Source organism: Herbaspirillum sp. BH-1 (assembly GCF_002870055.1).
Classification (GTDB): domain Bacteria; phylum Pseudomonadota; class Gammaproteobacteria; order Burkholderiales; family Burkholderiaceae_D; genus Herbaspirillum; species Herbaspirillum frisingense.
In genome coordinates, this window is sequence record NZ_PKOI01000009.1 from 32,565 (window position 1) to 57,072 (window position 24,508).

The 24,508-nt window shown below is 63.4% G+C and carries 23 protein-coding genes; 18 read left to right on the plus strand and 5 right to left on the minus strand.

Features of this window, described 5'->3' with window-relative positions:
* Positions 1-2: 2 nt before the first annotated feature.
* From HBH1_RS13710 to HBH1_RS13750, 9 genes are all read left to right on the plus strand, one after another.
* Positions 3-638, plus strand: coding sequence for a DUF502 domain-containing protein (locus HBH1_RS13710; protein ID WP_006464134.1), 636 nt, complete (start codon positions 3-5; stop codon positions 636-638).
* Positions 639-736: 98 nt separating this feature from the next.
* Positions 737-2,542: an aspartate--tRNA ligase gene (gene aspS / locus HBH1_RS13715; protein WP_077235875.1), complete on the plus strand. Its 1,806-nt coding sequence runs from the start codon at positions 737-739 to the stop codon at positions 2,540-2,542.
* Positions 2,543-2,964: 422 nt separating this feature from the next.
* Complete coding sequence (locus HBH1_RS13720; RefSeq protein ID WP_077235874.1) at positions 2,965-4,266, plus strand: MFS transporter; 1,302 nt, start codon at positions 2,965-2,967, stop codon at positions 4,264-4,266.
* 8 nt (positions 4,267-4,274) lie between these two features.
* Positions 4,275-5,504: a metal-dependent hydrolase family protein gene (locus tag HBH1_RS13725; RefSeq protein WP_102663304.1), complete on the plus strand. Its 1,230-nt coding sequence runs from the start codon at positions 4,275-4,277 to the stop codon at positions 5,502-5,504.
* A 143-nt stretch (positions 5,505-5,647) separates the two neighbouring features.
* Complete coding sequence (locus tag HBH1_RS13730) at positions 5,648-6,553, plus strand: LysR substrate-binding domain-containing protein (protein WP_077235873.1); 906 nt, start codon at positions 5,648-5,650, stop codon at positions 6,551-6,553.
* Between the two features lie 51 nt (positions 6,554-6,604).
* Positions 6,605-7,108 carry a dihydroneopterin triphosphate diphosphatase gene (gene nudB / locus HBH1_RS13735; RefSeq protein WP_102663215.1) on the plus strand — a complete coding sequence of 168 codons (504 nt, stop codon included), beginning with the start codon at positions 6,605-6,607 and terminating at the stop codon, positions 7,106-7,108.
* A 54-nt stretch (positions 7,109-7,162) separates the two neighbouring features.
* Positions 7,163-7,960 (plus strand): endonuclease/exonuclease/phosphatase family protein, encoded by a 798-nt coding sequence (locus HBH1_RS13740; protein WP_006464128.1) that lies wholly within the window; start codon positions 7,163-7,165, stop codon positions 7,958-7,960.
* Positions 7,961-7,962: 2 nt separating this feature from the next.
* Positions 7,963-9,126 carry a phospholipase D-like domain-containing protein gene (locus HBH1_RS13745; protein WP_102663216.1) on the plus strand — a complete coding sequence of 388 codons (1,164 nt, stop codon included), beginning with the start codon at positions 7,963-7,965 and terminating at the stop codon, positions 9,124-9,126.
* A 148-nt stretch (positions 9,127-9,274) separates the two neighbouring features.
* Complete coding sequence (locus HBH1_RS13750) at positions 9,275-10,450, plus strand: acetyl-CoA C-acetyltransferase (protein ID WP_006464126.1); 1,176 nt, start codon at positions 9,275-9,277, stop codon at positions 10,448-10,450.
* A gap of 110 nt (positions 10,451-10,560) precedes the next feature.
* Here HBH1_RS13750 and HBH1_RS13755 read toward each other — a convergent pair whose 3' ends face one another.
* From HBH1_RS13755 to HBH1_RS13775, 5 genes are read right to left on the minus strand one after another with little or no spacing between them, the layout of a single operon-like run.
* Positions 10,561-11,370, minus strand: a complete 810-nt coding sequence (locus HBH1_RS13755; protein WP_102663217.1) for a transporter substrate-binding domain-containing protein — start codon at positions 11,368-11,370, stop codon at positions 10,561-10,563.
* Positions 11,371-11,426: 56 nt separating this feature from the next.
* On the minus strand, positions 11,427-12,155 hold the full coding sequence (locus HBH1_RS13760; RefSeq protein WP_102663218.1) for an amino acid ABC transporter ATP-binding protein: 729 nt from the start codon (positions 12,153-12,155) through the stop codon (positions 11,427-11,429).
* Positions 12,139-12,786 (minus strand): amino acid ABC transporter permease, encoded by a 648-nt coding sequence (locus HBH1_RS13765; RefSeq protein WP_102663219.1) that lies wholly within the window; start codon positions 12,784-12,786, stop codon positions 12,139-12,141. Before HBH1_RS13765 ends, HBH1_RS13760 begins: the two co-directional genes overlap by 17 nt.
* Positions 12,787-12,798: 12 nt before the next feature.
* Positions 12,799-13,482: an amino acid ABC transporter permease gene (locus tag HBH1_RS13770; protein ID WP_102663220.1), complete on the minus strand. Its 684-nt coding sequence runs from the start codon at positions 13,480-13,482 to the stop codon at positions 12,799-12,801.
* Between the two features lie 28 nt (positions 13,483-13,510).
* Positions 13,511-14,686 (minus strand): alpha-hydroxy acid oxidase, encoded by a 1,176-nt coding sequence (locus HBH1_RS13775; protein WP_102663221.1) that lies wholly within the window; start codon positions 14,684-14,686, stop codon positions 13,511-13,513.
* Between the two features lie 221 nt (positions 14,687-14,907).
* Here HBH1_RS13775 and HBH1_RS13780 point away from each other — a divergent pair, with 221 nt between their 5' ends.
* The 9 genes from HBH1_RS13780 (at position 14,908) to HBH1_RS13820 (ending at position 24,482) form a co-directional block, all read left to right on the plus strand.
* The gene (locus HBH1_RS13780; protein ID WP_102663222.1) at positions 14,908-15,621 is read left to right on the plus strand and encodes a FadR/GntR family transcriptional regulator; all 714 of its coding nucleotides are present in this window, start codon (positions 14,908-14,910) and stop codon (positions 15,619-15,621) included.
* Between the two features lie 47 nt (positions 15,622-15,668).
* On the plus strand, positions 15,669-16,043 hold the full coding sequence (locus HBH1_RS13785; protein ID WP_006464123.1) for an RNA-binding S4 domain-containing protein: 375 nt from the start codon (positions 15,669-15,671) through the stop codon (positions 16,041-16,043).
* A gap of 97 nt (positions 16,044-16,140) precedes the next feature.
* Positions 16,141-16,602, plus strand: coding sequence for a hypothetical protein (locus HBH1_RS13790; RefSeq protein WP_102663305.1), 462 nt, complete (start codon positions 16,141-16,143; stop codon positions 16,600-16,602).
* Between the two features lie 216 nt (positions 16,603-16,818).
* Positions 16,819-17,544, plus strand: coding sequence for a TetR/AcrR family transcriptional regulator (locus HBH1_RS13795; RefSeq protein WP_102663223.1), 726 nt, complete (start codon positions 16,819-16,821; stop codon positions 17,542-17,544).
* 18 nt (positions 17,545-17,562) lie between these two features.
* Positions 17,563-19,353, plus strand: coding sequence for an acyl-CoA dehydrogenase C-terminal domain-containing protein (locus HBH1_RS13800; RefSeq protein WP_102663224.1), 1,791 nt, complete (start codon positions 17,563-17,565; stop codon positions 19,351-19,353).
* A gap of 215 nt (positions 19,354-19,568) precedes the next feature.
* Positions 19,569-21,956, plus strand: coding sequence for a 3-hydroxyacyl-CoA dehydrogenase/enoyl-CoA hydratase family protein (locus tag HBH1_RS13805; protein ID WP_102663225.1), 2,388 nt, complete (start codon positions 19,569-19,571; stop codon positions 21,954-21,956).
* 50 nt (positions 21,957-22,006) lie between these two features.
* Positions 22,007-22,372, plus strand: a complete 366-nt coding sequence (locus tag HBH1_RS13810; protein WP_102663226.1) for an endonuclease domain-containing protein — start codon at positions 22,007-22,009, stop codon at positions 22,370-22,372.
* A gap of 29 nt (positions 22,373-22,401) precedes the next feature.
* Entirely contained in the window at positions 22,402-23,598 is a 1,197-nt protein-coding gene (locus HBH1_RS13815) for an acetyl-CoA C-acyltransferase (protein ID WP_006464118.1), read from the plus strand.
* A 119-nt stretch (positions 23,599-23,717) separates the two neighbouring features.
* Entirely contained in the window at positions 23,718-24,482 is a 765-nt protein-coding gene (locus tag HBH1_RS13820; protein ID WP_102663227.1) for an enoyl-CoA hydratase, read from the plus strand.
* Positions 24,483-24,508: the final 26 nt, after the last annotated feature.

Sequence of the window (24,508 nt, forward strand, 5' to 3'; positions counted from 1 at the left end):
CCATGCGCAAATACTTCATCACGGGTCTGCTGATCCTGGTTCCCCTGGCCATCACGCTATGGGTACTGAACCTGATCATCAGCACCATGGACCAGTCACTGCTGCTGCTGCCCGAGGCCTGGCGCCCGCAGCACTGGCTGGGCCACAACATCCCCGGCCTGGGCGCGATCCTGACCTTGCTGATCGTGTTCCTGACCGGCCTGGCCGCGCGCAACTTCATCGGGCGTCGCCTGGTGCTGGTGTGGGAAGGTTTCCTGACCCGCATTCCGGTGGTGAAGTCGATCTATTCCAGCGTCAAGCAGGTCTCCGATACGCTCTTCTCGCCCTCCGGCAATGCCTTCCGCAAGGCCGTGCTGATCCAGTATCCGCGCCAGGGTTCGTGGACCATCGCCTTCCTGACCGGCGCCCCGGGCGGCGAGGTGAAGAACCACCTGGCCGGTGACTTCATCAGCGTCTACGTTCCCACCACGCCCAACCCGACCTCCGGTTTCTTCCTGATGCTGCCGCGTGCCGATGCCATCGAACTCGACATGTCGGTCGATGCAGCCCTGAAGTATGTCGTCTCGATGGGCGTGGTCGCCCCCGAGATGGCGGCCGACAAGAAGATCATCACCGACGCCGCGGCGCCGAAGAATTGACGGGGCGGCCGGTGCCACGCGGCCCGGCCAGCCCCGCCTTCGCCCTTAGCGTCTTCTCTCACGAATCCAACAAGAACACTGTCAACGGAATCACAACCATGTCCATGCGAACCCAATACTGTGGCCTCACTACCGAGGCACTGCTCGGCCAAACCGTCAGCCTGTGTGGCTGGGTGCACCGTCGCCGCGATCACGGCGGCGTGATCTTCATCGACCTGCGCGACCGCGAAGGCCTGGTCCAGGTGGTGTGCGACCCGGACCGCGCCGATGTCTTCAAGAACGCCGAATCGGTGCGCAACGAGTTTTGCCTGCGCATCACCGGCCTGGTACGCAACCGTCCTGAAGGCACCACCAACGCCAACCTGAAGTCGGGCAAGATCGAAGTGCTGTGCCACGAGCTGGAAGTGCTGAACCCGTCGGTGACGCCCCCGTTCCAGCTGGATGACGACAGCCTGTCCGAGACCACCCGCCTGACCCACCGCGTGCTGGACCTGCGCCGTCCGCAGATGCAGAACAACCTGCGCCTGCGCTACAAGGTCGCCATGGAAGTGCGCAAGTTCCTGGATGGCCAGGGCTTCATCGACATCGAAACCCCGATGCTGACCAAGTCCACCCCGGAAGGCGCCCGCGACTACCTGGTGCCCTCGCGCGTGAACGCCGGTGAATTCTTCGCCCTGCCGCAGTCGCCGCAGCTGTTCAAGCAGCTGCTGATGGTGGCCAACTTCGACCGCTACTACCAGATCACCAAGTGCTTCCGCGACGAAGACCTGCGCGCCGACCGTCAGCCCGAATTCACCCAGATCGACTGCGAAACCTCCTTCCTGAACGAGCAGGAAATCCGTGACCTGTTCGAAGGCATGATCCGCCTGGTCTTCAAGAACGCCCTGGACATCGACCTGCCTGACCCGTTCCCGGTGATGGACTTCGCCACCGCCATGGGCATGTATGGTTCGGACAAGCCGGACATGCGCGTCAAGCTGGAATTCACCGAACTGACCGACGTCATGAAGGACGTCGACTTCAAGGTCTTCTCGGGTGCCGCCAACAGCGAAGGCGGCCGCGTGGTCGGCCTGCGCGTGCCGGGCGGTGCCGAAATGCCGCGTTCGGAAATCGACGCCTACACCCAGTTCGTCGCCATCTACGGCGCCAAGGGTCTGGCCTACATCAAGGTCAACGAAAAGGCCAAGGGCCGTGACGGCCTGCAGTCGCCCATCGTCAAGAACATCCACGATGCGGCCCTGAACGCCATCATCGAAAAGACCGGCGCCCAGGACGGCGACCTGATCTTCTTCGGCGCCGACAAGGCCAAGGTGGTCAACGATGCCATCGGCGCGCTGCGCGTGAAGATCGGCCACAGCGATTTCGGCAAGAAGAACGGCCTGTTCGACGACGCCTGGCGTCCGCTGTGGGTGGTCGACTTCCCCATGTTCGAATACGACGAAGACGGCCAGCGCTGGGTCGCCCTGCACCACCCGTTCACCTCGCCCAAGGATGGCCACGAAGACTTCATCTCGACCAATCCTGCAGCGGCCATCGCCAAGGCCTATGACCTGGTCCTGAACGGTTGGGAACTGGGCGGCGGTTCGGTGCGTATCCACCGCGCCGACGTGCAGAGCAAGGTGTTCCGCGCCCTGAAGATCGATGACGAAGAAGCCCGCCTGAAGTTCGGCTTCCTGCTGGACGCGCTGCAATACGGCGCGCCCCCGCACGGTGGCATCGCCTTCGGCCTGGACCGCCTGGTCACCATGATGGCTGGCGCCGAGTCGATCCGCGACGTGATCGCCTTCCCCAAGACCCAGCGCGCCCAGTGCCTGCTGACCCACGCCCCTTCGGCGGTGGACGAGAAGCAGCTGCGCGAGCTGCACATCCGCCTGCGCAATACCGAGCCGGCTGTGAAGGCCTGATCGGCTTATCGATTTTCTCGATAAACCCAGCGAAAAGCGCGTGCAGGAATGCACGCGCTTTTTATTTTTATAAATAATATAAATTTTATTCTTGCGTGATATCAGGCGGGATTCCGGTCGTCGTTGCGCCCCGACGACCGTTCGTCCTGAGTAGCGGCATTGCCGCGTATCGAAGGCGCCTTTGCCTACTCACCGACCCGCGCAGGAGTGTCTTCGATACGGCCCTGAAGGGCCTACTCAGTCCGAACGGTTCCAGATGGATTCACGTGAGGACCCGCTTGTGGTTCTTGAGTCTACATTTCCCTGAACCTGAATCCATGCATGCGCTGCAAGCATGGCGGCATGCACAGATATCATTTCCGCCAGGCCCCCTCGCACCCTATCATCGGCCGGATATTCAACGTCCGACATGAGGGGAAAGCATGCAAGGAACGACATTACCAGCCGGCGGGATGCCGCTGGTCAGCAACCACCAGCGCCGCCGCGCCATCATTGCCACCGTCATCGGCAACGGCCTCGAATGGTTCGACTTCACCGTCTACAGCTTCTTCGCGGTGATCATCGCCAAACTGTTCTTCCCGACCGGCAATGACCTCACTTCCTTGCTGCTGGCCGTGGCCACCTTCGGCGTCGGTTTCTTCATGCGCCCGGTGGGCGGCATCCTGCTGGGTATCTACGCCGACCGCGTGGGTCGCAAGGCGGCGCTGTCGGTGACCATTCTGTTGATGGCGGTGGGCACCACCATGATCGGCCTGGCGCCGACCTATGAAAGCATCGGCCTGTTCGCGCCGCTCATCATCGTCGTTGCACGTCTGCTGCAGGGCTTCTCGGCCGGCGGCGAAATGGGCAGCGCCACCGCCTTCCTGACCGAATATGCACCTGAGCGCGAACGCGCTTTCTATTCCAGCTGGATCCAGGCCAGCATCGGCGTGGCCGTGCTGCTGGGCGCCGCCGTCGGTACCTTCGTCACCTCCAGCCTGAGCCCGGAAGCGCTGTCCAGCTGGGGCTGGCGCCTGCCCTTCCTGCTGGGCATCATCATCGGTCCGGTCGGCTACTACATCCGTAACCACCTCGAAGAGACCCCGACCTTCCTCGAAGAAAAGGACAAGACCGACTCGCCCCTGAAGGAAGTGATCCGCAACTTCCCGCGCGAGACCTCGGCCAGCTTCTCCATGGTGATCCTGTGGACGGTCTGCACCTATGTCTTGCTGTTCTACATGCCGACCTATTCGGTCAAGGTCCTGAAGCTGCCGCAGACCACCGGCTTCATCGCCGGCATGGTGGGTGGACTCTGCATCATGGTCTTGGCGCCCATCGTCGGTCGCATGGCGGATCGCATCGGCCGTCGTCCGCTGCTCTCCGGCTCGGCCGCGTTGATCCTGGTGCTGGCCTATCCCATGTTCGCCTACATCAACAGCGCGCCCAGCCTGTCGACGCTGCTGATCTTCCAGCTGGTCTTCGGCACCCTGATTGCGGCCTACACCGGCCCCATCCTGGCGGCGTTCTCGGAACTGTTCCCGGCCAAGGTGCTCTCCACCGGCCTGTCGGTAGCCTACAACCTGGCCGTGACCATCTTCGGCGGCTTTGCCTCCTTCTTCATCACCTGGCTGATCGCCGCCACCGGCAGCACCATGGCACCGGCCTTCTACGTGATGATCGCTGCCGCCATCAGCTTTGTCGGCACCCGCTTCGTGCGTGAGCCGCAGTATCTGCAACAACATTGATTTTCGCCATGACCAAGATTCTCCTGAAGGGCGGTAACGTCCTCGATCCCGCACTGGGCAGCCTATTCCCGCGCCATGATGTCCTGATCGAAAAAGACCGTATCATCGATGTCTCCGCCACGCCCCTGGATGTGCCGGGCGCACGCGTGATCGATGTGGCCGGCAAGACCGTGATGCCGGGCCTGATCGACTGCCACGTGCACGTGCTGGCCTCGCTGGCCAATCTGGGCTTGAATGCCCTGCAGCCGGGTTCGCTGACCTCCATCCGCGCGTTGCCCATCGTCGAGGCGATGTTGAATCGCGGGTTCACCAGCGTGCGTGATGCCGGTGGCGCCGACTGGGGCCTGGCGCAAGCCATTGCCATTGGCCTGGTGCCGGGTCCGCGCATCTTCCCCTCCGGCAAGGCGCTGTCGCAGACCGGTGGCCACGGTGACTTCCGTCCACGTTCCGATGTGCTGGAGCCTTGCTCCTGCGCGTTCCGTGCCGGTGCCATCGCCCGTGTGGCGGATGGCGTGGACGCAGTGCGTCTGGCCGCCCGCGAAGAACTGCGGAAGGGCGCGACCCAGATCAAGATCATGGCCTCCGGCGGCGTAGCTTCGCCCACCGATCCCATCGGCAACACGCAGTACAGCGAAGATGAAATTCGCGCCATCGTGGCCGAAGCCGAAGCCGCCCAGACCTATGTGATGGCACATGCCTACACCGGTCGCGCCATCTCGCGCGCCGTACGTTGCGGCGTGCGTACCATTGAGCACGGCAACCTGGTCGATGCCGATGCCGCCCGCGTGATGCGCGAGCATGGTGCCTTCGTCGTGCCGACACTGGTCACCTACGATTCGCTGGCCCGCGACGGCGCCCGCCTGGGCTTGCCGCCGGATTCCGTGGCCAAGATCGAATCGGTGCGTCAGGCCGGTCGTGACTCACTGCGCATCTATGCCGAGCATGGCGTGCAGATGGGCTTCGGCTCAGACCTGCTGGGCGAGATGCACCAGGACCAGTCGACCGAATTCCTGATCCGCGCCGAGATCCTGGGCAACCTGGAAACCATCCGCTCGGCGACCTCGATTGCCGCCGCCATCCTGCAGCGCGAGGGTGAACTGGGAACCGTGCGCGCCGGCGCGCTGGCCGACCTGATCGTGGTCGACGGCAACCCCCTGCAGGACATCACGCTCCTGACCGGGCAGGGCGAACACCTGTCGCTGGTCATGCAGTCCGGCCACATCCACCGCAGTCGCTGATCGTTCGATCGCCACGGCGGCCATCACGGCTGCTGCCCTGCCTGCGCCGCTGCTTTCCCGATCGCCATCAGGAAGGCAGCGGCGGGCATGCTTTTCGCTCTACCATCATGGTCTGTTGAAAGAACCGAGCCGGAGCGCCGACCATGCGTATATCACCCCTTCCTCCCCTGCCGTCACTGATCGCCTTCGAAGCCGCCATGCGGCACGGCAGCTTTACGCGTGCCGCCGCTGAACTGCACCTCACACAAAGCGCCATCAGCCGTCAGATCGCCCAGCTGGAACGCTTCCTGGGCAAGAAGCTGTTCCTGCGCGAACCCCGTGCATTGCGCCTGACGGTCAGCGGCCAGCGCTACGCCGCCCTGGTACAACGCCTGCTGGTCGATTGTGCAGAGGCCACCGAAGACATCATGAAGCGCAAGGGCCACCAGGAGTTGACGGTAGCCTGTTCGCAGGGCGTGGCCGTGCTGTGGCTCACGCCCCGGCTGGCGCGCTTTCGGGCGCTGCACCCGGATTGCCACCTGCGCCTGATCGTCAACGACAGCCTGGCGCAACTCTCCGAGACCGACTTCGACATGGGCATCTATTTCCTGCGCGACGGCCCACCCTCAGGGATGGCGGCGCGTCGGCTGTATGACGAGGAAGTGTTCCCGGTCTGTTCGCCCGCCTATCTGGACGGCCGCACCCTGAGCCCGGCCGAGCTGCGCCACGAGACTCTGCTGATGCTGGAAGATGGCCAGCGGCAATGGATGTCCTGGCAGAACTGGATGGCCCACAACGGCATGCCCGATGTCCGCATCGAGCACCAGATCCTGTCCAACCAATACCCCGTGCTGTTGCAGCTGGCCATGGAAGGGCAGGGCATCGTGCTGGCTTGGCGCCACATGATCGATGCCTGTATGGAACAGGGGCTGCTGGTGCGCGCCTGCGAGGCCAGCGCCAGCCTGGGGGGCGGCTATTACGCCGTCTGGCCGCGCGACCGCATCGAGCACGCTGCCGCGCGTGCCTTCCGCAGCTGGCTGGTGGCCGAGAGCGAAGCGTCCCTGCTCTGAGTCGGCGCCGTCCCGATACAATGGAGGCTTTGCTGCAGCCCGGACAGCCCCATGACGCAAGCCAAGCCCTACAAGATTCCCGAATCGGTGCTGGTGGTGATCCACAGCGCCGACTACCACGTACTGCTGATCGAACGCACCGATCAGCCCGGTTTCTGGCAATCGGTGACCGGTTCCAAGGACTATCCCGATGAAGAGCTGTCGGAGACTGCCCGACGCGAAGTGCAGGAAGAAACCGGCATCATCGTCGCCGACGCCGGCGTAGAATCCAGCGGTGATGGCGGAAACCGCGTGCCGCGTGCGCATCTGCGCGACTGGCAACTTTCCAACATCTATGACATCTATCCCGTCTGGCGGCACCGCTATGCGCCCGGCGTGACCAGGAACACCGAGCATGTCTTCGGCCTGCTGGTGCAGCGTGACATCCCGGTGACGCTCGCCCCGCGCGAACACACACGCTACGCCTGGCTGCCCTACCGCGAAGCGGCCGACCGCTGTTTCTCGCCGTCCAATGCGGAGGCAATCCTGCAATTGCCCAGCTACCTGGCCGGCTAGCCCGACAGCAGCGCCAGGACGGAACCGGACAAGAACAAGAGAAAGGTTGCATCGATGAAGCTGCGCATTGCCACATACAACATCCACAAGGGCGTGACCTCCTTTGCCGGACGGCCGCGCATCCTGGCGCTCAAGCAGGCGCTGGCACAACTGGACCCGGACATCCTGTTCCTGCAGGAAGTGCAGGGCCGGCATGATCTCAACGCCCTGCGCCACGCCGCCAACTGGCCGCAGCAGGGCCAGCACGAATATCTGGCCGGCGACACCCACCACGCGGCCTACGGCATGAATGCCGTGTACGACCATGGACACCATGGCAACGCCCTGATCTCCCGCTTCGAAATCGCCTCCATCCGCAACCAGGACGTCTCCGACCATGCCTATGAATCGCGCGGCATCCTGCACTGCGTGGTGCCGGTGGAAGGCGTGGACGTGCATTGCTACGTGATCCACCTCGGCCTGTTCGCCGGTGGCCGCCGCCGCCAGACCGATGCGCTGATGCAGGCGGTCAGTACGTCCTCGCCACCGGATGCGCCGCTGGTGATCGCCGGTGACTTCAATGACTGGACCAACCAGCTGAGCCGCACGCTGTACCAGAACCTGGGTGTGGTCGAGGTGTTCGACCAGCCGCAACCCAACGCGCGCGGCGTGATGCAGGGCTTGCGCCGGCTGGGTGGCCTGTCGGCACCGATCCGCCCGGCCCGCACCTTCCCGGCCATGATGCCGTGGCTGCGACTGGACCGCATCTATGTCCGTGGTTTCCGGGTGGAAACGGCGCAGGTGCTCAAGGATGGCCCGTGGGCGCGCCTGTCCGACCACGCGCCCATCGTCACCGAACTGCACCTGGCCTGATCTTGCGCCACCTCGCCTTTTCCGACGGCAACCAGATTGCCCTGCTGCACAGTGGCGCGGGTTTCTATCCGGCCCTGATCACCGCCATTGATGCGGCCAGGGTCGAGATCTACCTTGAAACTTATATTTTTTCGCTCGACGATACCGGCGTTCTGGTCTGCGAGGCACTGCAACGCGCCGCCGGGCGTGGCGTGGTGGTGTATGTCATCAACGACTGGCTCGGCACCGGCCGCGAAAACACTAACAAATTGCGCCTCGCCCTGAGTGCCGTCGGCGTGCAGCATCGGTCCTTCAATCCCTGGTTCCGGCGCGGCGTGGCGCGCAGTCACCGCAAGCTGTGCGTGGTGGACCGCCAGGTGGCCTTCGTCGGCGGACTCAACATCAATGACGACATGGTCTCCGACCGCGACCACATCACACCGCTGCCTGCGCCGCGCTGGGATTTTGCCGTCAGCATCGTCGGTCCGCTGGTGCAGGATATCTACCGGGAAGTACAGGCCCAGTGGCTGCGCGTGGGCCGTATGAAACTGAAGGCGCGCTGGCGCAATTTCAGGCGCCTGCGCCACGGCCATAGCGGCCCGGTGCATGACCAGACCCAGGCCGCGCTGGTGGTGCGCGACAACTTCCGCAACCGCCGCACCATCCAGCGCGCCTATCTGCAGGCCCTGGGGCGCGCCCGCGAGAGCGCGTTCCTCGCCAATCCCTATTTTGCACCCGGCCGCAAGATGCGGCGTGCCCTGGAAGAGGCGGCCATGCGCGGCGTCAAGGTGACCTTGCTGCTGGGCGTGGGGCAGTTCCTGATGCAGGATGCGGTGGCGCATTCCTTCTATCCCAAGCTCTTGCGTGCCGGCGTGCGCATCGTGGAATACACCCATACCGAGCTGCACGCCAAGGTGGCCGTGGTGGACGACAAGTGGGCCACGGTCGGCTCCAGCAACTATGACGGCCTGTCCCTGTTCGTGAACCAGGAGGCCAACGTCGTGGTCCAGGACCCGGCCTTCGCCGGCTATCTGCGCCAGGAAATCGAAGCCGGCGCCGCCCTGGGCCGGGTGGTGCACCTGTCGGACTTTCTGCATGTGCCCTGGTACAAGCGCGCCGCCTATGGCGCGGCCTTCCTCCTCTATCGGACGGTCATCCACATCATCACCCTCGGGAAAGATGCCTGAGGGAGGCCTTGCCTCTATCTCGCCCTGGCTTGATTTACCGAAGATTCACCGTATCGCATTCGCAGCTGAAATGGGATAGGATGACCATCCCGGTTTTCGACAGGCAGCCGCGCGCGGCTTCCTGCCATTTCAATAAAAGGAGCGAGTTATGGATGATGTGGTCATTGTCGCAGCACAGAGAACGGCGATCGGCAAATTCGGCGGAGCCTTGTCGAAGATCGCAGCAGCCGATCTGGGTGCGCAAGTCATCAAGGCCCTGCTGGCCAAGACCGGCATCAAGCCCGAAGCGATCAGCGAAGTCATCCTCGGCCAGGTGCTGACGGCCGGTCTGGGACAGAACCCGGCGCGCCAGTCGGTCATCAAGTCCGGCCTGCCCGACATGGTCCCCGCCTTCGTGGTGGGCAAGGTCTGCGGCAGCGGCCTGAAGGCGGTGCAACTGGCGGCCCAGGCCATCCGTTGCGGCGACGCCCAGATCGTCATCGCCGGCGGCCAGGAAAACATGAGCGCCTCGCCCCACGTGTTGAACAACTCGCGTGACGGCTTCCGCATGGGCGATGCCAAGCTGACCGACACCATGATCGTCGACGGTCTGTGGGACGTCTACAACCAGTATCACATGGGCATCACCGCAGAGAACGTCGCCAAGAAGTTCGAGATCAGCCGCGAAGAGCAGGACGCCTTCGCCGCCGCCTCGCAAAACAAGGCTGAAGCCGCGCAGAAGGCTGGCAAGTTCAAGGATGAGATCGTCCCCATCGAGATCAAGGGCAAGAAGGAAACCGTAGTCTTCGACACGGACGAATTCGTCAAGCACGGCGTCACCGCCGAAGCCCTGGCCGGCCTGCGCCCGGCCTTCGACAAGGCCGGTACCGTGACCGCCGGCAATGCTTCCGGCATCAACGACGGCGCGGCCGCAGTGGTGGTCACCTCCGCCAAGCTGGCGGCCGAACTGGGTCTGCCGGTGCTGGCCAGGATCAAGGCCTACTCCTCGGCCGGCCTGGACCCCAGCATCATGGGCATGGGCCCGGTCCCGGCGTCGCAGCTGACCCTGAAGAAGGCCGGCTGGACCCCGCAGGACCTGGACCTGATGGAAATCAACGAAGCCTTTGCCGCCCAGGCCATCGCCGTGAACAAGCAGATGGGCTGGGACACCAGCAAGATCAACGTCAACGGCGGCGCGATCGCCCTGGGCCACCCCATCGGCGCCTCCGGCTGCCGCGTGCTGGTGACCCTGCTGCACGAGATGGTGCGCCGGGATGCCAAGAAGGGCCTGGCCAGCCTCTGTATCGGTGGCGGTATGGGTGTGGCGCTGGCAGTGGAGCGTTGAATCCGAGGATAGTCTTGATGTGATGACTGTTGTCTCGAGGAAATATGAAGAAGCGCCGGCTTGCGAGTCGGCGCTTTTTTTTCTCCGCTACGAATCAGCGGATCAGGGACTCAGCGACCCGCCGCCAGGATGTCCGGCGGCAGCTCGGCGTGGTGGTATTTCCGGTAGATCGCGTTGAGCTGGCCATTGCGCAGGTTCTCGCGGACCCAGTGATCGATCTTGTCCTTGAGCCGGGTTTCGCCCTTGCGCAATCCCACCGCCAGCAGGTTGGCCTTGAGCGTGAACTTGCTCTCGATATTGCGTGCCGGATTCTTTTCGTTCACCACCTGCAACAGCATGGGTGATGTTACCCAGACCTCTGCCTGCCCGCTGACCATGGCAGTCATCGAGGTGGCGTCATCATCGAAGCGGGTGATGGTGGCCGAGGGTGGTGCCACCTTGGTCAGTTCCTGGTCATTGGTGGTGCCGCGCGTGGCGATGACCTTCTTGCCGGCGAGGTCGGCCGGGCTGTCGATCTTCATGCCCTTGGGCGCGCCGACCACCACCAGGATGGGTGCATACGGAACCGAGAAATCGATGACCTTGGCGCGCTCCGGCGTGATCGAGAAGGCCGAGACGACCACGTCGGCCTTGTTGGTCTGCAGGTAAGGCACACGATTGGTCAGCGTGGTCGGAATCACTTCCAGTTCCAGGCCGAAGTCCCGGGCCATCAGCTGTGCGGTTTCGACGTCCGAGCCGATCAGCTTGAGCTTGTCGTCCTTCATACTGTAGGGCGGCACGGCCAGGTCGATGGCTACGCGCAGCTTCTTCGCGGCCAGGATGGTATCGAGCTGGTCTGCGTGCGCGCTGCTGGCGGTGAGCAGCAACAGGCCCAGCAACGCATGGCTCAGGTGGCGGATGGGGGATGAAGGGGAATGCATGTCTCGCTCCTTGTGTGAGTAGGAATTTGGGATTGACGTGCTCGGGGAAGAATACGTTACAGCCCGGTGCCGACGAACTGGCGCAGTTCGGCAGTGGCGGGCTGGTCCAGGATGTCGGGGCCGCCTTGCTCCCAGACCTGGCCCTGGTGCATGAAGATCACCTGGTCCGCCACGCGTCGTGCGAAGCCCATCTCGTGGGTCACCAGGATCATGGTCATGCCCTCGGCCGCCATCTGCTCCATCACCTTGAGTACCTCGCCGGTCAGTTCCGGATCGAGTGCCGAGGTCACCTCGTCGAACAGCATCAGCTGCGGTTGCATCGCCAGCGAGCGTGCAATGGCCACGCGCTGTTGCTGGCCACCCGACAATTGCTCGGGATAGGCCTGGGCCTTGTCCGAGAGTCCTACGCGGGTCAGCACATCCTGCGCCAGGGTGTTGGCCTGCGCGGCCGGCATGCGCTTGACTGCGGTGGGGCCGAGCGTGATGTTCTGCAGCACTGTCAGGTGCGGGAACAGGTTGTAGCTCTGGAAGACGATGCCTACATCGCGGCGCAGGGTGCGCAGATCGAGGCCGTCGGCATGCACCGCGTGACTGCATACGCTGATCTGCCCTTCATCGATCTGCTCCAGCCGGTTGATGCAGCGCAGGGCCGTGCTCTTGCCGGAACCGCTCTTGCCGATGATGGCCACGACCTCGCCACGGCGCACCGCAAAGGAGACGCCGCGCAGGACGTGATTGTTGCCGAAACGCTTGTGGACCGATTGCAGTTCAACCACGGTGGACATGGAGTTTCCTTTCGAGCACGCGGCTCCAGCGTGAGAGGGGATAGCACATGGCGAAGTACAGCAAAGCGGCACCGCCGAAGTAGAGGAAGGGCTGGAAAGTGGAGTTGTTGAGCACCTTGGCGTTGTAGGAGAGTTCGGCAAAGCCGATCACCAGCGACGCCACGGAGGTGTTCTTGATCACCTGCACCGCAAAGCCCACCGTCGGTGGCGTGGCCATGCGCAGCGCCTGCGGCAACACGATCATGCGCATGCGCTGCCAGCGGGTCAGGCCGATGCATTCGGCGGCTTCCCATTGGCTCTTGTGTACCGCCTGGATACAGCCTCGCCAGATATCCCCCAGGAAGGCCGAGGCATAGATCACCATGGCGCTGGTCGCAGCCGGCAAGGCTTCCACTGTCCCTACGCCGAGCAGCGCCGGTCCATAGAAACACACTCCCATCAGCACCAGCAAGGGCGTGCCCTGGATCAGCTGCATCCATCCCGATGCCAGGCGACGCACCGCCCGCCGTGGCGAGACGCGCGCCAGCGCCAGGGACAGGCCCAGCACCGCACCCAATGTCAGCGTCAGCGTCGATAGCAGCAACGTGCCCCAGGCGCCCTGCAGCAAGGAGAGAAATTGTTCGTGCGACATCGTCCTGCTCCTTCAGAGCGGCGTGCCCAGCTTGCGCCGGCGCGTGAAGACCAGTTGGCCGAGCAACCAGAAGCCGGCACGCATCAGCCAGGACAGCACCAGATATACGACCCACAGCACCAGGAAAACCTCGAAGTTGCGGAAGGTATCGGACTGCACGCGATTGGCCACGCCCAGCAATTCCTCTGCGCCCACCGAGGACAGGATGCTGGAGGCCAGCATCATCAGCACGAACTGGCCGGTCAGCGCCGGCCAGACGCGTTCCACCGCCGGCTGCAGCACCACGTGCCACAACACCTGCAGCGGTGACAGGCCCAGGCATTGCCCCGCTTCGATCTGGCCGTGGTGGATGGACTCGATGCCGGCACGCACGATCTCACAGGTGTAGGCACCGATGTTGATCACCAGTGCCAGTACCGCGCCGGTCATGATGGGCAGCGTCGCTCCCACCGACGACAGGCCGAAGATCAGGAAGTAGCACTGGATCAGCAGCGGCGTATTGCGGATCACCTCGATGTAGCCGGCCACCAGTGCGCGCAGCCAGCGATGGCGGCTGCCGCTGGCCACGGCGCAGGACGCGCCCAGCATGAAGCCCAGCAAGGTGGCAACGAAGGACAGTTGCACCGTGGTCCAGGCGCCCTGCAAGAGCAGCGGCCAGTGGGCGGCGACGCTGGAGAAATCGAACTGATAGTGCATGTCTGCTCCTCGTTCTCGGTGGGATGGATCAGATGCGACGCAGGTAGCTGGCGTCGAGCTGCGCGATATCCGGGCAGGCCAGCAGGGCCAATACCCGATCGACTTCGCTGCGCAGGATTTCCAGGGCGCGCGCGGCGCCTGCTTCCCCGCCAGCGGCCAGGCCGTAGGTGGTGGCGCGCCCCAGCAGCACCGCATCGGCGCCCAGTGCGATGGCCTTGACGATGTCGGCGCCACGCCTGAAACCACCGTCCAGCATCACCGTCAGCTGGCCCTTTACGGCCGCCACCACCTCGGGTAACACATCCATCGTCGATAGTGCGCCGTCGAGCTGGCGTCCGCCATGGTTGGACAGCACGATGCCGTCCACGCCCAAGGCGACAGCACGTTGTGCATCCTGCACCTGCATCACGCCCTTCAGGACGAGATTGCCGGGCCAGATGCCGCGCAGCCATTCGACGTCGCGCCAGTCCAGGGCCGGCGACAGCGACTGGCCAAGGATGGCAGCGGCGGCTCCGCGCACGCTGGTCTGGCCGGCCGGCAGCAGGTCGCCCAGATTGGCGAAGCGCGGAAAGCCATGCGGATAGAGGATGTCGATCAGCCAGCGCGGATGGCAAAGCACATCGATCTTGTTGCGCAAGTCCAGCTGGCGCGGGCTGCTGAAGTTGCGTAGATCCCATTCGCGCTTGCCATAGACGGCGCTGTCGGTGGTCAGCACCAGCGTATCGATGCCGGCCGCCTGCGCGCGACGGGCGACATCGGCCACGAAGTCGCGATCGCGGTACAGATAGACCTGTTGCCACACTTGCGCGCCGGAGCGGCGCACCACGTCTTCCAGCGAAGTGGTGGAAACATTGGTCAACACGAAAGGCACGCCGGCTTGGCCTGCAGCCCGCGCCATCGCCACATCCCCCTCGCGCGCCAGCAGGCCGCTGAAACCGGTAGGGCCGATCAGGAAGGGGGAGGCGACATCCTTCCCGAACAGTCGGCGCTGCTGGCTGCGCACCGAGACATCGACCAGCGTGCGCGGCACGAAGGCGATCCGCGAAAAGACCTCGCGATTGTGGCGCAGGCTGATCTCTTCCTCGGCCCCGCCCTCGACATACTCGAAGCAAAAATTGGGAACCCGCTTGCGGGCAATGGCACGCAGTTCTTCGATGCTCTGGGCGCGCTGCACCTCCGGCCCGGTGTATAGACGACGTTTCAATTCGACTCTCCCGATGGGACTGCGTGGACATCCTGTTGTCTGGCGGCATGGCCTGCTCGGCAGTGTATTAATTGGTAAGGCCAAAAGCAAATAGTTTTTATTATTTACAAATTGGTAAAGCCAATTGAGATGTGCAGCTTGTGAGACAATCGCCCCTCATTCCAACAACCTGTACCCAAGGTCAGGTTGTTGACGCGCCTTACCAGATCCTTGTTCAAACGATGGCCAGCCAGAAATCGACCGATTCCCGCCGCTTGTACCTGCAGATCGCGGACCGCCTGCGCACCGTGATGTACCAGCCTGGCTTCACCAGCCAGGGCCGGCTGCCGCCTGAGCGCGCACTGGCAGAACAACTGGGGGTGTCACGGCCATCGATACGGGAGGCGCTGGTTGCGCTGGAACTGGAGGGGCGGGTGGAGATCCGCATGGGTTCCGGCGTCTATCTGACCCAGGTGCCACCGCCAGACCTGCTGGAAGAGTCGGCCGCGGACAAGGAGATGGGTAACAGCCTGAGCGACATCATGGGGGCCCGCGCCCTCTTCGAGGGAGCAATCACGGCGCTGGTCGCGCCGCTGGCCAAGCCCAGGGATATCAAGGCGCTGCGCGCCATCTACGACACCATGGAGCGCGAATGTCAGGCCGGCCAGAGTCCTGCTGCGGCTGACCGCGACTTCCACATCCGCATCGCCCAGATGGCTGGCAACGAGGTACTGGTGCAGACCGTGGCGCGGCTCTACGACGAGCGCCAGGATCCGATTTCGGCCAAGTTGCTGGACCATTACGAACCGGCCGACAGCTGGTTCTCGGCCCTGCACGAGCACCGGGAAATCCTGGAGGCCATCGAGGCGCGCGATGCTATTCAGGCGCAAGCGGCGATGCAGCGGCATCTGAAGATGTCGCTCAAGCGCACCATGACGCGCAAGCAATTGAACTGAATCGGGCTACGCCGGACCGTTACGCACAAGGACAGCAAGAGGACAAGATGGACACCACCCGCATCGACAAATGGTGCTGGGCCGCACGCTTCTTCAAGACGCGTTCGCTGGCCACCGAAGCCGTGGACCGCGGCCGCATCAGGCTCAACGGCGAGCGCACCAAGCCGGCCCACAGCGTCAAGCCAGGTGATCGGCTGGACATCGACAACGGCGCCACCGAGTGGGAAGTGCTGGTCATCGGCATCGCCGACAAGCGCGGTTCGGCGGCGGTCGCGGCCACGCTCTATCAGGAGACCGAGGAGAGCGTCCAGCGTCGCGCCACCCAGGCCGAACGCCATCGCCTGTTCCGCGAACCTTCGGCTGAAATCAAGGGCCGTCCCACCAAACGCGACCGTCGGCTGCTGGATCGGTCCTCGTCCTGACCCGGCAGGGCGGCCGCCACCGCGCCACAAGCTCGTTGTAAGATAAGGGCCGCTGTCCATGGCCTGTCTTTTCTCCAACGTAGGTGTGAAGGTGCAGATGTCCCAGGTAGTCCCCTCCGAATCCGCCCAGGCGATGCCGGTGGCGCGGCCGCTCCGCAAGGAATGCCCGCCCGGTGCCTGCGATTGCCAGCGCGAAGCGCTGCTGGAGTGCCTGCATGCGCCCGAGGCGCGCGTGCTGTGGCTGACCCGCGAGGAAGAAAAACGCCTGATCGAACGTATCACCCGGGTGACGACCTATGACGAACTGCTGCACGTGGGCAGTCTCATGCGCAAGAATCTCGGCATCCATCTGCATATCAGTCCCGGTCCCAACGAAGTGCGCACTGTGCGCGGCCTGCAGATCCACCTGGCCGAACAGCCGGGCCTGTGCCGCAAGACCCGCGACACCATCCCGGCGGCCATCCGCAAGTGCCTGGAAAACAACCCCACCATCGTCTATGCCCTGCTGGATGCCCACGACCTGCTGGGTGCCACCGGCGCCCCGCCCGGGGCTTCCTGAGGGCTTGCCGGGCAGCAAAATCGCCCTTGCAGGCCCCGCTGAATTTTTGTTTGACTTTTGCAGCGCGATGAATAATAGTACGATCGTTCGAATAAATTCTGCGTGAAGGTTTATTCACGTCGCGCAGACAGGGTTCAAGACAGCGGCCGCCGGGCCGCACCCGCCGAACCGGTTCCTTCCCGTCGCGACCTGACGACGGATATCAAAGAGATAACGATGACTGAGACAAGCAAGGTGACCACCGCGCCCACCCGGCCCAAGTATCTGCGCAAGGGTGAGCAGACCCGTGCCGCCATCCTGGATGTGGCGCTGGAACTGGCCAGCCGTGACGGCCTGGAAGGGCTGACCATCGGCTTGCTGGCCGAAAAGATGAAGATGAGCAAGTCCGGCGTCTTCGCCCATTTCGGCTCCCGCGAGGACTTGCAGATTGAGGTCGTGCGGCTGTATCACAACCGCTTCGAGCAGGATGTGTTCTATCCCTCCATCAAGGAACCACGCGGCCTGCCGCGCCTGGAAGGGATGTTCGCGCGCTGGATCAAGCAGGTCACGGTGGAAATCGCGCTGGGTTGTATCTACATCAGCGGCGCGGTCGAATACGACGACCGTCCCGGTGCCATCCGCGATCACCTGGTGGCCATGGTCCAGGCCTGGCGCGATGCGCTGGAGCGCTGCATCAAGCAGGCCATGGAAGCCGGCCATCTGCGGCCCGACATCGAGGTCAGCCAGATGGTCTATGAAATGTATGGCCTGATCCTGGCCCTGCACCACGATGCGCGTTTCCTGCACATTCCCGGCAGCGTGGAGCGCGCCGAGGCCAGCTTCCGTCGCCTGATCGACAGCTACCGCCCGCAAGGCAGCGACAGTGCCAGCAACAGCACCGGCAACGGAAACGGTGCCACCCCCGCCAAGAATTCAAAATCGGCTGCCAGGAAGGCAGCCTAAACCCGTCCGGAGACATTCATGCCCCAATACAACGCCCCCTTGCGCGACATGCAATTCGTGCTGCACGAGCTGCTCAATGTGGAGGAAGTGTTCAAAGAACTGCCACCACATGCCGACACCAACCGCGAGCTGGTGGACCAGGTGCTGGAAGAGGGCGGCAAGTTCGCTTCGCAAGTATTGTTCCCGCTGAACCATTCGGGCGACCGCGAGGGTTGCCATTTCGATCGCGAGACCAAGGCCGTCACCACCCCCAAGGGTTTCAAGCAGGCCTACCAGCAGTACGTGGAAGCCGGCTGGGCGGCGCTGTCCTGTGATCCCGAATTCGGCGGCCAGGGATTGCCGCTGACGATCAACAATTCCTTCTACGAGATGCTGAACTCGTCCAACCAGGCCTGGACCATGTATCCCGGCCTGTCGCACGGTGCCTACGAGTGCCTGCACGCGCACGGTTCGGAACAACAGAAGCAGCTCTACCTGCCCAAGCTGGTCTCGGGCGAGTGGACCGGCACCATGTGCCTGACCGAAGCGCATTGCGGTACTGACCTGGGCCTGCTGCGCAGCAAGGCAGAACCCCAGGCCGACGGCGCCTACAAGATCACCGGCAACAAGATCTTCATCTCGGCCGGCGAAAACGACGTCTCCGCCAACATCATCCACCTGGTGCTGGCACGCCTGCCGGATGCACCGGAAGGCTCCAAGGGCATTTCCCTGTTCCTGGTACCGAAGTTCCTGCCCAACGCCGATGGTTCGCTGGGTGCGCGTAATCCCATCTTCTGTGGTGCCATCGAAGAAAAGATGGGCATCCACGGCAACGCCACCTGCCAGATGAACCTGGACGGCGCCACCGGCTGGTTGATCGGCCAGCCGCACAAGGGTCTGCAAGCCATGTTCGTGTTCATGAACGCGGCCCGCCTGGGCGTGGGCATGCAGGGCCTGGGCCTGACCGAAGTGGCCTACCAGAACGCCCTGGTCTATGCCAAGGACCGCCTGCAGATGCGCAGCCTGTCCGGCATCAAGGCTGCCGACAAGCCGGCCGACCCGATCATCGTGCACCCCGACGTGCGCCGCATGCTGCTGACCGCCAAGGCCTTCGCCGAAGGTGGCCGCGCCTTCACCTCCTATGTCGCTCTGGAACTGGACAAGGAACTGAGCCACCCCGACGAACAGGTACGCAAGGATGCCGGCGATATCGTGGCCCTGCTGACCCCGGTGGTGAAGGCCTTCCTGACCGACAACGCCTGGACGGCCACCTCCGAGTGCCTGCAGGTCTATGGCGGCCATGGCTACATCGCCGAGTGGGGCATGGAGCAATACGTGCGCGATGCCCGTATCAACATGATCTACGAAGGCACCAACACCATCCAGTCGCTCGACCTGCTGGGCCGCAAGATCCTGATGGACAACGGTGCCAAGCTGAAGAAGTTCGGCGCACAGATCCAGGCCTTCGTGGAAGAGCATGGCACCGATGAGTCCATGTCCGAATTCATCACCCCGCTGGCCGACATCGGCGACAAGGTAAGCAAGCTGACCATGGAAATCGGCATGAAGTCCTTCGCCAACCAGGACGAAGCCGGTGCCGCCGCCGTGCCTTACCTGCGCGTGGTGGGCCACCTGGTGTTCTCCTATCTGTTTGCGCGCATGGCCAAGATCGCGCTGGAAAAGCAGGGCAGCGGTGACGCCTTCTACACCGCCAAGCTGGCCACGGCGCGCTTCTACTTCGCGCGCCTGCTGCCGGAGACCGCCATGCTGATCCGCCAGGCCCGTTCCGGCGCGGCCAACCTGATGGCCCTGGACGCCGAGTTGTTCTGACCGCAACACCACGCCGCCGCCGGGTCTGTTGTCCCGCGGCGGCGTTGATCTACCGCAATGTGGCCCGGCATGGCGTCATGTCGGTGTCACCCCTGCAAGGCATGCTGTGACCTTCTGCCGGAAGGCGTACAGTAGTCGCTCGCACCGGCGGTGCGGCAGCCTGCCAGGCCCCGAATTCATGTTTCATGTTTGCAGCACCAGCAAAGGAGATTTGCGTGTCCAATTTCATCGTCAAAAAAGTGGCCGTGCTCGGCGCCGGCGTCATGGGTGCCCAGATTGCCGCCCACTGCATCAATGCCCGCGTGCCGGTCGTGCTGTTCGACCTGCCGGCCAAGGAAGGCCCGAAGAATGGCATCGTGCAACGCGCCATCGAAAACCTGAAGAAACTCAGCCCGGCCCCGCTGGGCAACAAGGACGACGCGGCCCTGATCCAGGTCGCCAACTACGAGGATGACCTGGCCGTGCTGGAAGGCTGTGACCTCATCATCGAAGCCATCGCCGAGCGCATGGACTGGAAGCATGACCTCTACAAGAAGGTCGCTCCGCACATCGGCCCCAAGGCCATCTTTGCCTCCAACACCTCGGGCCTGTCGATCAATGCGCTGTCTGAAGGTTTTGATGCCGGCCTGAAGGCGCGCTTCTGCGGTGTGCACTTCTTCAATCCGCCGCGCTACATGCACCTGGTCGAACTGATCCCGACCCAGTCCACCGAACCGCACATCCTCGACCAGCTGGAAGCCTTCCTCACCACCACCCTGGGCAAGGGCGTGGTACGCGCTTTCGATACCCCCAACTTCGTGGCCAACCGCGTGGGCGTATTCGGTATCCTCGCCACCATCATCGAAGCCGACAAATACGGTCTCTCGGTGGACGTGGTCGATGACCTGACCGGCGCCAAGCTGGGCCGCGCCAAGTCCGGCACCTTCCGCACCGCCGACGTGGTGGGCCTGGATACCATGGGTCACGTCATCCGTACCATGCAGGACAACCTGAAGGATGATCCCTTCTTCTCTTCCTATGCCACACCGCCGCTGCTGGCCAAGCTGGTCGAGCAGGGTGCGCTGGGCCAGAAGAGTGGTGCCGGTTTCTACAAGAAGGTGGGCAAGGACATTCTGCGCATCGACCCGGCCAAGGGCGATTACGTGGCGGGTGGTGCCAAGGCCGATGACATCATCGCCCGCATCTTGAAGGAAAAGGATCCGGTCAAGCGCATGAAGGCGCTGCATGATTCGACCAATCCTCAGGGCCAATTCCTGTGGGCCATCTTCCGCGACGCCTTCCATTACATCGCCGTGCACCTGGAATCGGTGGCCGACAACGCCCGCGACCTGGACTTCGCCATGCGCTGGGGCTTCGGCTGGAGCGTCGGTCCCTTCGAGACCTGGCAGGCTGCCGGCTGGAAGCAGATTGCGCAATGGGTGAAGGAAGATATCGACGCCGGCAAAGCGCTGTCCACTGCTCCGCTCCCGGACTGGGTCTTTGATGGCCGCGATGGCGTGCACTCGGAGAAGGGTTCCTGGTCGCCCTCGAAGAAGGCCGATGTGGCCCGTTCCGAACTGCCGGTCTACCAGCGTCAGGCCTTCCGCGCCCCGTTGGTGGGCGAAGGCGCCGCCGACGGCAAGAGCGCCGGCACTACCTTCTTCGAAGACGAATCGGTCCGCATCTGGCATCAGAACGACGACGTCCTGATCCTGTCCTTCAAGACCAAGATGCACGTGATTGGCCAGGGTGTCATCGACGGCATGAACAAGGCCGTCACCGAAGCCGAGCAGAACTTCAAGGGCCTGGTGATCTGGCACCCGGATGCAGCCGAAGGCGGCGCCTTCTCGGCCGGTGCCGATTTGCAGTCGATGCTGCCGCTGTTCATGTCCGGTGGTGTCAAGGCTATCGAACCGGTGGTGCACCAGCTGCAACAGGCGCACCAGCGCCTGAAGTACGCCAGCGTGCCGGTGATCGCCGCTGTCGCCGGCCTGGCCCTGGGCGGTGGTTGCGAACTGTTGCTGCATACCGCCAAGCGCGTGGTCTCCATCGAGTCCTACATCGGCCTGGTGGAAGTCGGCGTGGGCCTGATCCCGGCTGGTGGCGGCCTGAAGGAAGCGGCCGTGCGTGCCGCCAAGGAAGCCAAGGGCAACGACATCCTGCAGTTCCTGAAGGAATACATGCTGGCCGCGGCCACAGCCAACGTCTCCAAGTCGGCGCTGGAAGCCCGCAAGCTGGGTTACCTGCGCGAGGACGACGTGATCGTCTTCAACCCGTATGAATTGCTGCACGTGGCCAAGGTGGAAGCGCGCGCGCTGTTCGACGCCGGCTATCGTCCGCCACTGTCGCCACAGGTGCCGGTGATCGGCCGCAACGGCCTGGCCACCATCATGGCGCAGCTGGTCAACATGCGTGACGGCGGCTTCATCTCGGCCCACGACTTCAAGCTGGGCAAGATGATCGCCGAGACCGTCGCCGGTGGCGAAGTGGAAGAGGGCAGCATCGTCAACGAACAATGGCTGCTCGACATCGAGCGCAAGTTCTTCATGGAGTTGCTCAACCATCCCAAGACCCAGGAACGCATCATGGGCATGATGCAAACCGGCAAGCCCGTACGCAACTAAAGAACGCTCCCTCCCCTTCAAGGGGAGGGTTGGGGTGGGGATGGGTTGAAATGAAAGGCCAGACCAACACTTTCAGCAAACTTGCGGCCAAGCAGTTACGCAAGACCATGACCGAAGCCGAGCAAAGACTCTGGCATCGTCTGCGCGGTCAGCAACTGGACGTGAAGTTTCGCCGTCAGCACCCCTTTGAAAATTACGTACTCGATTTTGTCTGTCTGGAACGGCGCCTGGTGATTGAAGTAGACGGCGCGCAGCATGTCGGCAATCAGGATGACGAGAACCGGACCGCGAAATTGAATCAGGCAGGTTTCACGGTTCTACGCTTTTGGAATAACGAAGTATTGAATGAGACGGATGTGGTCGTTCAGGCAATCTGGAATGCATTGAACCCATCCCCACCCCAGCCCTCCCCTTGAAGGGGAGGGAGAGTCCAAGGAGATTTTGAATGAGCAAACAACTGCAAGACGCCTACATCGTCGCCGCTACCCGCACCCCCATCGGCAAGGCGCCGCGTGGCATGTTCAAGAACACCCGTCCGGACGACCTGCTGGTGCGCGCCATCCAGTCCGCCGTGGCGCAGGTGCCCGGCCTGGACCCCAAGCTGATCGAGGACGCCATCGTCGGCTGCTCCTTCCCCGAAGGTGCGCAAGGCCTGAACATGGCGCGTAACGCCGTATTGCTGGCCGGGCTGCCCAATACCATCGGCGGCGTCACCATCAACCGTTACTGCGCCTCCGGTATCACCGCCATTGCCATGGCCGCCGACCGCATCCGCGTCGGCGAAGCCGATGTCATGATCGCCGCCGGTGCCGAGTCGATGTCAATGGTGCCGATGATGGGTTTCCATCCCTCCATCAACATCAATGCCTTCAAGGATGAGAACGTCGGCATGGCCTACGGCATGGGCCTGACCGCCGAGAAGGTGGCACAGCAGTGGAAGGTCTCGCGCGAAGCGCAGGATGAATTCGCGCTGGCCTCGCACCAGAAGGCCATCGCTGCCCAGCAGGCCGGCGAATTCAATGACGAGATGACCGCGTTCGAGATCGTCGAGCGCTTCCCCAACCTGGGTACCGGCGAGATCGACATCAAGACCCGTACCGTCAGCCTGGACGAAGGTCCGCGTGCCGATTCCAACCTGGCCGCGCTGGCCAAGTTGAAGCCGGTCTTCGCCGCCAAGGGCAGCGTCACCGCCGGCAACAGCTCGCAGACTTCCGACGGTGCCGGTGCGCTGATCATCGTCTCCGAGAAGATCCTCAAGCAGTTCAACCTCACCCCGCTGGCGCGCTTCGTCTCCTTCGCCGTGCGTGGCGTGCCGCCGGAGATCATGGGCATCGGTCCCAAGGAAGCGATTCCGGCAGCGCTGAAGGCCGGCGGCCTGACCCAGGACCAGATCGACTGGATCGAACTGAACGAAGCCTTCGCCGCCCAGGCGCTGGCCGTCATCGGCGACCTCGGCCTGGACCCGAGCAAGGTCAACCCCATGGGCGGTGCGATTGCCCTGGGGCACCCGCTGGGCGCCACCGGCGCCATCCGTGCGGCCACCACCATCCATGCGCTGCGCCGCAAGAACCTGAAGTACGGCATGGTGACCATGTGCGTGGGTACCGGCATGGGTGCGGCGGGCATCTTCGAACGCGTCTGATCTGCATGTACAAGCGCTGATGAAAAGCCGCACTGCTCACGCCGTGCGGCTTTTTCATTGCTTCCTGCTTGAGCTTCAAACAAGCTAAATCATTTATAAAATTCAAGGAGACCGCGCAGATGGATATCCAACTGAGCAAGGCCGATGGCATCCTGAGCATCCATTTCGACCGTGAAGACAAGAAGAACGCCATCACCGCCGCCATGTACCAGCAACTGGCCGATGCCCTGAAGGAAGCCGAGACCGACAGCGCCGTGCGCGCCATCCTCTTCACCGGCAAGCCACAGGCCTTCTCGGCCGGCAATGATCTGGAAGACTTCCTGAAGAACCCGCCCAAGACCCAGGACGCGCCGGTGTTCCAGTTCCTCTGGCAGATCAGCCATGCCAGCAAGCCCATCGTGGCGGCGGTCTCGGGTGTGGCGGTCGGTATCGGCACCACCCTGCTCATGCATTGCGACCTGGTCTATGCGGCGGACAATGCCAAATTCTCGATGCCCTTCACCCAACTGGGGCTCTGCCCGGAAGCCGCCTCTTCACTGTTGCTGCCGCATATCGCTGGCTATCAGCGTGCTGCCGAGAAGCTCCTGCTGGGCGAAGCCTTCGGTGCCGACGAGGCCGCGCAGATGGGCTTCGTCAATCGCGTCCTGCCGCTGGAAGAATTGCTGCCCTATGCGCAAAAGCAGGCTGCCAAGCTGGCTGCCCTGCCGGCCGCTTCGATCCGCGTGACCAAGCAATTGATGAAGAAGAACCGCGTCACCGCCACCGAGCAGCAGATGGTGACCGAGATCGAACACTTCGCGCGCATGCTCACCGAGCCGGAAGCCAAGGAGGCCTTCACCGCCTTCTTCGAGAAGCGCAAGCCGGATTTCAGCCGCTTCGCCTGATGGCGAGATCCACAGCACAACGGCAC